Source organism: Bacillus sp. N13C7, from assembly GCF_026790065.1.
Classification (GTDB): domain Bacteria; phylum Bacillota; class Bacilli; order Bacillales; family Bacillaceae; genus Bacillus.
Genome location: NZ_JALAMO010000014.1, coordinates 110694 through 120715, shown reverse-complemented (window position 1 = coordinate 120715; position 10022 = coordinate 110694). Strand labels below are relative to the sequence as shown.

Genomic DNA, 10022 nt, shown 5'->3' with positions numbered 1-10022 from the left:
TTTTGAAGTCTTTCTTTTATTTTATTACAGGAGAATGGATATTTTAAGAAAAAATAAAGGCTGTCGAGATTTTCTCGACAGCCTGGGGCGAAAAGCCCTTCTTTTTTATTGTAAAATAATAGAAAAAGTTTCGCGCGGGGGTGGGAAGATGGTTTCAATAGACAGATTTCAAGCAGTGAAGGAGCCAGAGCTGAAGATCCTTGAACACTGGTTTGAACATGAGGATACCAGGCGGAGAATGGATGGCATGCTGCCATTAGATGACTGGTATGCACGAGTAAGTAAAGATGAACAGGATACTGTCATCATGGCATATGATGGACAGCTGCCGGCAGGGATGGCCGTTATTGAGTTCGGGGAGGAGCGGACGTATATTGGATTAATCGTTAATCCTTTGTACCGGCTTCAAGGGTATGGAAAACGGATATTGCAAAAACTGCTGGCTGATCAGGATTTTACTAGCGTGCGGGAATGGGTGGCATGCATCGAAGAAGACAATCGAGTCAGTTTAGCCTGCTTTCAAGCAGCAGGATTCACTTTAGAAGATACAGAACCTGATGAAGATGGTTTTCTTACGCTGATTCTTCGCAGCTGACCTCATCCCAACACAAAAGGAGGGCAAAAAGCCCTCCCATTTTCATCTTCAGCTCGGATCGCTGACCTTGATCAGCTGTTTTCCTTTATTTTCTCCCTTAAATAAGCCGAGAAACGCGTCAGGAATGTTTTCGAAGCCTTCTGTGATGGTTTCCTCGTAATGAAGTTTACCAGCCTTCAGCCATTCGGCCAGCTGTTTTGCCCCCTCAGAAAAACGATCGGAGTAGTCGCTTACGATAAACCCTTGCATCAGCGACTTCGTTTTAATGAGTTTTGATTGAACACGAGGGCCCATGTCATCTGCTTCGCTTTCTGCGTTATAGGAAGATATGGCGCCGCACACCGGAATGCGGGCAAATTCATTGAGCAGGTTCATGACCGCGTCTGAAATCGGTCCGCCTACATTGTCAAAATACACATCGACACCGTTAGGACAAGCGTCTTCAAGCGCTTTTTGGATATCATCAGCTGTTTTGTAATTGATGGCTTCATCAAACTGCAGCTCCTGCTTTAAATAGGAGACTTTTTCATCAGAGCCCGCGATGCCGACAACTCGCGCGCCTTTGATTTTTGCAATCTGCCCGACTGTTGAACCGACGGCTCCCGCAGCTCCGGAGACCACTACGGTTTCGCCTTCTTTCGGACGCCCGATATCCAGCAATCCAAAGTATGCCGTCAAGCCGGTCATCCCCAAAATGCCGAGATAGGCAGAAGCGGGAGCAAGGCTTGTATCAATGTTTCGCAAGGCAGACTCGCTTACCGAGGAAAATTCCTGCCAGCTGAGGTTTCCGATGACGATATCGCCTTTTTTCAGATGATTCCCGTCTGATACAACTTCAGCGATGACCCCGCCAGAAAGCGCTTCATTCAAGGCGAACGGCTCAACATATGACTTCGTATCCTGCATACGGCCGCGCATATAAGGGTCAACCGATACATAAAGCGTTTTGACAAGCACTTCCCCTTGCTTCGGTTCAGGAACCGGAATGGTTTCAAAGCGAAAATCTTCATGAACGGGAACACCTTGCGGACGTCTTGCTAATTGAATTTGCTGCTGAGATGCTGTCATTTTCATCCTCCTATCACTTGGTTGACACCACTGTAACATGGACAGGAGAGGAAATACAAAAGGTATGCTGGCATACAAAAAAGGAGAGGGGTTCCTCTCCTTTTTATTTGGCCCGTAATTTCGGGCACAGTCCCGTCGGCAGGCACATTGGCTTCTGGTCGATCGGGCTTCTCATAATGCAGCATTCCAAGCCGAAGACTTCACGGAAAAACGGCTGGGTAAATACGTCTTCCGGTGTTCCGGCATTGTATATTTTTCCGTCCAGTACACTGATCAAATAGTCGGCATATTGAGCGGCTTGGTTTAAATCATGGAGCACCATGACAACGGTGCGGCCATGATCGCGGTTCAGCTTTTTCAGAAGCTCAAGCACTTCAATCTGGTGTGAGATGTCTAAATATGTGGTCGGTTCATCAAGCAAAAGCAAATCAGTGCCTTGTGCAAGCGCCATGGAAATCCATGCTCTTTGTCTTTGGCCGCCTGAGAGGGCATCCAGTGTCCGATCCTTCAGCTCAATCATGCCCGTTGCTTCCAGCGCCCACTCTACCATGTCGTGATCCTCTTGGGTATGCTTGGATAACAGCTTTTTGTGAGGATGTCTGCCGAAATAGCATAATTCTTCTACCGTCAATCCTTCAGGCGCCTGAGGAGATTGAGGTAGAATGGCCAGTTTTTTTGCGACTTCTTTTGATGGCTGGCGGTGTATATCTTTTCCCTCTAATAGAACAGTACCGCTTTTTGGAGCCATCAGCCTGGCGAGCGATTTGAGGATCGTTGATTTCCCGCAGCCATTGGCGCCGATAAGCGCAGTGATTTTGCCTTCTTCTATCTTTAAATCGACTCCGTCTATAATCACTGTGCTGTCATATGAAAGAGTGAGTTGGTCTGCAGCCAGTTTTCCCATGGTATCCTCTCCCTACTGTTTCCTCGCTTCGAATTTCAATAAATATAAGAAATAAGGCGCACCGATCACGGCCGTCAGTATGCCAGCCGGTATTTCAACCGGGGGCATGATGCCGCGCCCTAATGTATCTGCAATTAATAATATAATAGCACCAATCAATGCCGATGCAGGCAGTAAATATTTAGCTTTTTCTCCAGTAAGCCGTCTGGCGATATGCGGAGCAAGCAAACCGATAAAACCGATTGAGCCGACGACGGCTACACAGCTTCCCGCAAGTGCAACCGCGGTGAAAATCAGGATGAATCTCAGCCGGTTTGCGTTTTCGCCCAGACCCTGTGCAAGCTCATCACCGAGAGACATCAGGTCCAGCTTCGGTATGAGAATGCAGACGATCGGCAAAAGAATCAATAGCCATGGCGCAAGCAGCTTGACTTCTTCCCAGTTTCTTCCCCAGAGGCTGCCTGTCAGCCAAATGAGTGCAGCATTCACGTCGCCCGGAAACTTGACCATCATATATTGCATCCCGGCGTGGCAGACCGCGCCTAAGGCGATGCCTGATAAAGCCAGTGAAGAGGGCTGAATGCTTTTTTTGCGGGCTATCATTAATAATAGTACAGCAATAATGGCGGCGCCGGCAAATGCGGAGAACGGAAGCACGTATACCGGTGATTCAGGAAAGATCAGAATCACAGTCATCGCCGCAAGTCCGGAACCTTTTGAAATGCCGACAACGTCCGGAGAAGCGAGCGGGTTGCGAATCACACCCTGTAAAATTGCTCCGGCTGCGGCAAGCCCGGCACCAGCCAAAATCGCTAATACAATCCGTGGGAGGCGATATTGCTGAATGATAAATTCAAAGGAATGATCCAATCCCAGCAAATTCGTCACTACCGCAGCTGGTGAAATGTATAAGGCGCCGAAGCCGATGCTGATGACGGACAGAACGATCAGAATCACGGCCAATAGAAGTATCGCCAGCAAGGGGCGTTTTTGTTTTCTGGTTGTTTTCTTCATTTCAGATTTCGCCCTTTCCTCGCCAAGTATAAGAAGAACGGTGTTCCGATAATTGCTGTGACAATGCCAACCGGTGATTCATAGGGAAATGCAATCCATCTGGCCAGAACATCGGCGTACACCAGCAAAATGGCACCGAACAGCGCCGAAAACGGAAGCACGTATTGGTAATGTTCTCCGATCAGCTTGCGGACAATATGCGGAACAAGCAGTCCGACAAATCCAATCGGCCCGGCGACGGCTACGGAAGCGCCGGAAAGAATTAAAATGATCAAACTGATCAGAATTCGGATGCCGTTCATATTTTGCCCAAGCCCTTTTGCTGTTTCGTCTCCGAGACCAAGAACAGAAACAGAGCCGGAAAACACGAGGGCCAGCCCGATGCCGATCACAGAAAACGGAGCGATGGTCATGACGTCCTGCCAATTGCTCCCATCTATCGCGCCTGTCATCCAGTACAGGACATCCTCTCCCGACTCATTTAAAATAATAATAGCCTGTGTCATGGAAGAGAGGAACAAATGCACCGCCATTCCTGACAGGGCCAGCTTGACAGGTGTCATTCCGCCGGATGAGGCAATCATGTATACAATCGCACCGCCTGCTGCCGCACCCGCAAAAGCGAATACAACGGAGGAGTAGGGCGATGCCGGCAGAACGACGAGCGCAGCAACGACAAAAAGCGATGCACCCGCATTCACGCCGAAAATTTGAGGTGAAGCCAGAGGGTTTCTCGTCATGGCCTGCATCAGCGCCCCTGCTACGGCCAGGCTGGCGCCGACGAAAACGCCGATTAATGTGCGGGGAAGGCGAAGAGTAGAGATGATGAGCTGTTCCTTAGAACCGTCCCATACAAAAAGATATTTCAATGCATCGATGATGCCGATATCTGAGGCGCCTACTGAAAGATTCAGCCCAAGCCCGAATATTAATATGATCAGTGCGATGATGAACATCATCAGTCTTGATGATGAGCGCCGTTTGGCTGAATGATACAACTGTCTCACTTCCTTACTGCGTCTGATTGCAAAAACGAAGAAGCAAGGATTTCCCCTCGCTTCTTTTTTGTCCTACTTATTATACACTTTTTTGAGGACGTCTTTGGCGCTTGTTTCACTAGACTTGATCCCTCTGAATCTTGTCCAAGTGTCACGGTCCGCATCATAGATTTGTCCGTTTTTCACCGCTTTGAGATTTTTCCAGAGCGGGTTCTTTTTCCACTCGTCTACAATTGTCTTGCCTTCATTCGCTGAGATGAACAATATATCAGGATCGATTTTGCTCAATTGCTCAAGGCTGACCTCTTGATAGGCTTCATTTGATTTCACAGCGTGTGTAAAGCCGAGCATGTTAAAGATTTCTCCGTCATAAGATGATGACGTATGAAGCTGGAATGAATCTGCTCTCGCAACCCCGAGAACGATGCTGCGATTTTCATCTTTAGGAAGTTCCGCTTTCAGATCGTTGATCACTTTTTTGTGATCGGCAAGCTTCTCTTTTCCTTCATTTTCTTTATTTAATGCTTTAGCAATCGTTGTAAAGCTGTCGATCGTTTCGTCATAAGTCGCTTCCCGGCTTTTTAATTCAATTGTCGGGGCGATTTGTTTCAGCTGTTTATAAATGTTTTTATGGCGCTCAGCGTCAGCGATGATTAAATCAGGCTTCAAGGAACTGATGACTTCAAGATTCGGTTCGCTGCGTGTGCCTACAGATGTATAATCGATTGAACTGCCGACAAGCTTTTTAATCATATCTTTTTTGTTGTCATCGGCGATGCCCACTGGCGTAATGCCGAGATTGTAGACAGCATCCAAGAATGATAGCTCTAGGACAACCACCCGCTTAGGTGTGCCGCTTACTGTCGTTTTTCCTTCTTCGTCATGGATCACTCTGGAATCCTTAGACTCGCTTTTGCCGCTTCCGTTGTTATTCTGGCTTGATGAACAGCCAGATACAATGAGGCAGGCGAGCAATAAAACACTCATGATGGCAATCAACTTGTTAGAATAGGTGCGCATGTCATTCTTCCTTCTTTTAGATTTAGTAATGAGAATCATTATCACATGTAAACACTATAATAGCATGGCTCATCATGTCAATATTTTTTTAATAAAGAAAGCTGCGGTTTATTGCTTTTTCATGAAAGCATCATCAGACACAAATAAGTGGTATGCAACGTTACCGTGTCTTCGAGACAAAAACGCATGGGCGTTGGCTTTAGAGGTTTCGAACATATCAGCAGTGACATAAGGAAGGAGAGTGCTGAGATAACCGGACAATTTCTTTTCTATTTCATCTGTTAGTGCAAATTCAATGTCGCCGATATTCATGATAATCGAGAAAACAAAGTCGATATCGATATGAAAATGTTTCTCGGCAAAAACCGCAAGCTCGTGAATTCCTGGTGAACATCCGGCGCGCTTATAGAAAATCTGTTTGACTAAATCACTCACAATCCAAGCATTGTATTGCTGTTCTGGTGAAAAGTATTGCATTAGACATACCTCCTGCTCGTACGGATAAAGGCAGCATTTCATGGTCGTGTGCTCCGTGCAGCGGCTTCTCTTTAATTTTGATTTTTCTGAAAATGGGTCCCGTTCCTATCACTTTACCATGGGCGGAAAATAAAAGGCTACTATCATTCTTCCTGTTTTTCTCTCCAATGTTCTGAAATCTGTTTCATCAATATGCGAACGGGTATAAAAGAAACATAGATATCATGAAGGAGGAATTCGAAATGAAACCAGTTGTAAAAGAGTATACAAACGACGAACAGCTCATGAAGGATGTAGAAGAATTACAGAAAATGGGTGTTGCGAAAGAGGATGTATACGTCTTAGCTCACGATGATGACAGAACGGAACGCCTGGCAGGCAACACGAATGCCAACACGATCGGAGCAAAAGAAACAGGTTTCAAGCACGCGGTAGGAAATATCTTTAATAAAAAAGGAGACGAGCTCCGCAATAAAATTCACGAAATCGGCTTTTCTGAAGATGAAGCCGCTCAATTCGAAAAACGTTTAGATGAAGGGAAAGTGCTTCTCTTTGTGACAGATAATGAAAAAGTGAAATCCTGGGCATAATGCAGGGATATAGCCCAAAAGGCAAACTACGGCCTTTTGGGTTTTTTTGCGGTCTTTGCGGTATATGCGTTGCAGTATGCCGCAATCAGATAGCGGAACATTTTCGGTTCTGAATGTCCCTCAATTTGCTATTATATTTTTGTGATAAATTGGAATAAAATCTCACAAAATAGAAAATGGGGGTACATAGTGAATGAAAAAAGTAATGTTAGCTACGGCTCTGTTTTTAGGATTGACTCCAGCTGGCGCGAACGCAGCTGATTTAGGCCATCAGACGTTGGGATCCAATGATGGCTGGGGCGCGTATTCAACCGGCACAACAGGCGGATCAAAAGCATCGTCCTCGAATGTGTATACCGTCAGCAACAGAAACCAGCTTGTCTCGGCACTAGGAAAGGAAACCAACACAACGCCAAAAATCATTTATATCAAGGGAACGATTGACATGAATGTGGATGACAATCTAAAGCCGCTTGGTCTAAATGACTATAAAGATCCGGAGTACGATTTGGATAAATATTTGAAAGCCTATGACCCAAGCACATGGGGTAAAAAAGAGCCGTCTGGAACTCAAGAAGAGGCGAGAGCACGCTCACAGAAAAACCAAAAAGCACGGGTTATGGTGGATATTCCTGCTAACACGACCATCGTCGGTTCAGGGACAAATGCCAAAATCGTGGGCGGAAACTTCCAAATCAAAAGTGATAACGTCATTATCCGCAATCTCGAATTCCAGGACGCTTATGATTATTTTCCGCAGTGGGATCCGACTGACGGCAGCTCAGGAAACTGGAACTCACAATACGACAACATCACGATAAACGGCGGCACGCACATATGGATTGACCATTGCACATTTAATGACGGTTCCCGGCCAGACAGCACATCGCCTAAGTATTTCGGCAGAAAATATCAGCATCATGACGGGCAAACTGATGCTTCTAACGGTGCTAACTATATCACGATGTCTTACAACTATTATCACGATCATGATAAAAGCTCCATCTTCGGATCAAGCGACAGCAAAACATCTGATGACGGAAAATTAAAAATTACGCTTCACCACAACCGCTACAAGAATATCGTTCAGCGCGCACCGAGAGTCCGCTTCGGACAAGTGCATGTATACAACAACTATTATGAAGGCAGTACAAGCTCCTCAGATTATGCCTTCAGTTATGCGTGGGGAATCGGAAAGTCCTCTAAAATCTATGCTCAGAACAATGTCTTTGACGTACCTGGACTGACAGCTGCTAAAACGATCAGCGTATTTAGCGGGGGAACAGCCTTATATGACTCAGGCACATTGCTGAACGGGGCACAAATCAACGCATCGGCTGCAAACGGGCTGAGCTCTTCTGTCGGCTGGACGCCGTCTCTGCACGGCACAATTGGTGCTTCCGCCAATGTGAAAACAACTGTTATATCCCAAGCGGGTGCGGGTAAACTAAATTAAGAAAATGAAAAACACAAAGGGATGTTCACCTTTGTGTTTTTTAATTAATTAAAATGTTTATTAACTTAGTTAAGGAGTAGAATGGGAAAGGGGATCGGAAAACAAGTATATAGGAGGAGACCTATTTATGGCTTCAGAAAAAGACGCAGGAAAACAGTCAGCAGTAAAGCTTGTCCCATTGCTTATTACTGTCGCTGTGGGACTAATCATTTGGTTTATTCCCGCTCCGTCCGGACTTGAACCTAAAGCTTGGCATTTGTTTGCGATCTTTGTCGCGACAATTATCGGCTTTATCTCCAAGCCCTTGCCAATGGGTGCAATTGCAATCTTTGCATTGGCGGTTACTGCACTAACTGGAACACTATCAATTGAGGATACATTAAGCGGATTCGGGAATAAGACCATTTGGCTTATCGTGATCGCATTCTTCATTTCCCGGGGATTTATCAAAACCGGGCTCGGTGCGAGAATTTCGTATGTATTCGTTCAGAAATTCGGGAAAAAAACCCTTGGACTTTCTTATTCACTGTTGTTCAGTGATTTAATACTTTCACCTGCCATTCCAAGTAATACGGCGCGTGCAGGAGGCATTATCTTTCCTATTATCAGATCGTTATCCGAAACATTCGGATCAAGCCCGGCAAACGGAACAGAAAGAAAAATCGGCGCATTTTTATTGAAAACCGGTTTTCAGGGAAACCTGATCACTTCTGCTATGTTCTTAACGGCGATGGCGGCAAACCCGCTGATTGCCAAGCTGGCCCATGATGTCGCAGGGGTGGACTTAACATGGACAAGCTGGGCAATTGCCGCGATTGTACCGGGACTTGTAAGCTTAATCATTACGCCGCTTGTGATTTACAAGCTGTATCCGCCGGAAATCAAAGAAACACCGGATGCGGCAAAAATCGCAACAGAAAAACTGAAAGAAATGGGGCCATTCAAAAAATCAGAGCTTTCCATGGTTATCGTGTTTCTTTTAGTGCTCGTGCTGTGGATTTTTGGCGGCAATTTCAATATCGACGCAACCACAACTGCATTGATCGGTTTGGCCGTTCTCTTATTATCACAGGTTCTGACTTGGGATGATGTCAAAAAAGAACAGGGCGCTTGGGATACGCTCACTTGGTTTGCGGCGCTTGTCATGCTCGCCAACTTCTTGAATGAATTAGGCATGGTGTCTTGGTTCAGTAATGCCATGAAATCATCCGTATCAGGATTCTCATGGATTGTGGCATTCATCATTTTAATTGTTGTGTATTATTACTCTCACTATTTCTTTGCAAGTGCGACAGCCCACATCAGTGCGATGTATTCAGCATTCTTGGCTGTGGTCGTAGCAGCGGGCGCACCGCCGCTTTTAGCAGCGCTGAGCCTTGCATTCATCAGCAACCTGTTCGGGTCAACGACCCACTACGGTTCTGGAGCGGCTCCAGTCTTCTTCGGAGCAGGCTACATTCCGCAAGGCAAATGGTGGTCCATCGGATTTATCCTGTCGATTGTCCATATTATCGTATGGCTTGGGATCGGCGGATTATGGTGGAAAGTTCTAGGAATATGGTAAAGTCTAAGCTTGAAAAGAGAAGATTATTTTCTCTCTTCAAGCTTTTTTACTATTAAAACAAAAATAACAGAATATTTACAAAAATATTAAAAAAGAGAAATTTAAAGTATTTACACAAATTCCAGCTCATGATATTATTTACTCAATTAGTTCATATAAACCTTAGGTGTAATTTCATGTAAATATACATATGAGGTTTTTTGTGAGGAGTTATTATTTTGCAATATTAAATAAAGAGAATTCGTTTTCAAATGTAATAAACGAAGACAAAACAAATAATATTTAGTCTTCAAAGGAGGTGATTTCATGTTGGAGCTTCTATTAGACTTGTTTGTC

Annotated in this window: 10 protein-coding genes; 4 read left to right on the top strand and 6 right to left on the bottom strand. The window is 45.3% G+C overall.

What is annotated here, in order from left to right:
* The first annotated feature begins 148 nt into the window (after positions 1–148).
* Complete coding sequence (locus MOB98_RS16200) at positions 149–595, top strand: GNAT family N-acetyltransferase (protein ID WP_268361202.1); 447 nt, start codon at positions 149–151, stop codon at positions 593–595.
* 48 nt (positions 596–643) lie between these two features.
* Here the strand turns inward: MOB98_RS16200 and MOB98_RS16195 are convergent, their stop codons facing one another.
* The 6 genes from MOB98_RS16195 to MOB98_RS16170 all read right to left on the bottom strand — a co-directional run bounded on the left by MOB98_RS16195 (position 644) and on the right by MOB98_RS16170 (position 6076).
* Positions 644–1663: an NADP-dependent oxidoreductase gene (locus tag MOB98_RS16195; RefSeq protein ID WP_268361203.1), complete on the bottom strand. Its 1020-nt coding sequence runs from the start codon at positions 1661–1663 to the stop codon at positions 644–646.
* 103 nt (positions 1664–1766) lie between these two features.
* Positions 1767–2567, bottom strand: coding sequence for a Fe(3+)-citrate ABC transporter ATP-binding protein YfmF (yfmF, locus tag MOB98_RS16190; protein WP_003233737.1), 801 nt, complete (start codon positions 2565–2567; stop codon positions 1767–1769).
* A 12-nt stretch (positions 2568–2579) separates the two neighbouring features.
* Positions 2580–3581: a Fe(3+)-citrate ABC transporter permease YfmE gene (yfmE, locus tag MOB98_RS16185; RefSeq protein ID WP_268361204.1), complete on the bottom strand. Its 1002-nt coding sequence runs from the start codon at positions 3579–3581 to the stop codon at positions 2580–2582.
* Complete coding sequence (gene fecD / locus MOB98_RS16180; protein WP_268361205.1) at positions 3578–4579, bottom strand: Fe(3+) dicitrate ABC transporter permease FecD; 1002 nt, start codon at positions 4577–4579, stop codon at positions 3578–3580. The genes yfmE and fecD overlap by 4 nt, the downstream gene beginning before the upstream one ends.
* Positions 4580–4651: 72 nt before the next feature.
* The gene (yfmC, locus tag MOB98_RS16175; RefSeq protein ID WP_268361206.1) at positions 4652–5599 is read right to left on the bottom strand and encodes a Fe(3+)-citrate ABC transporter substrate-binding protein YfmC; all 948 of its coding nucleotides are present in this window, start codon (positions 5597–5599) and stop codon (positions 4652–4654) included.
* A 108-nt stretch (positions 5600–5707) separates the two neighbouring features.
* A complete protein-coding gene (locus MOB98_RS16170; protein WP_268361207.1) occupies positions 5708–6076 on the bottom strand; it encodes a YfmB family protein in 369 nt (122 codons plus the stop codon).
* A 242-nt stretch (positions 6077–6318) separates the two neighbouring features.
* Here MOB98_RS16170 and MOB98_RS16165 point away from each other — a divergent pair, with 242 nt between their 5' ends.
* The 3 genes from MOB98_RS16165 (at position 6319) to MOB98_RS16155 (ending at position 9686) form a co-directional block, all read left to right on the top strand.
* Positions 6319–6666 (top strand): general stress protein, encoded by a 348-nt coding sequence (locus MOB98_RS16165; protein WP_268361208.1) that lies wholly within the window; start codon positions 6319–6321, stop codon positions 6664–6666.
* Between the two features lie 193 nt (positions 6667–6859).
* Positions 6860–8122, top strand: a complete 1263-nt coding sequence (locus MOB98_RS16160) for a pectate lyase (protein ID WP_268361209.1) — start codon at positions 6860–6862, stop codon at positions 8120–8122.
* Positions 8123–8249: 127 nt separating this feature from the next.
* Positions 8250–9686: an anion permease gene (locus MOB98_RS16155; RefSeq protein WP_268361210.1), complete on the top strand. Its 1437-nt coding sequence runs from the start codon at positions 8250–8252 to the stop codon at positions 9684–9686.
* The last annotated feature ends 336 nt before the right edge of the window (positions 9687–10022 follow it).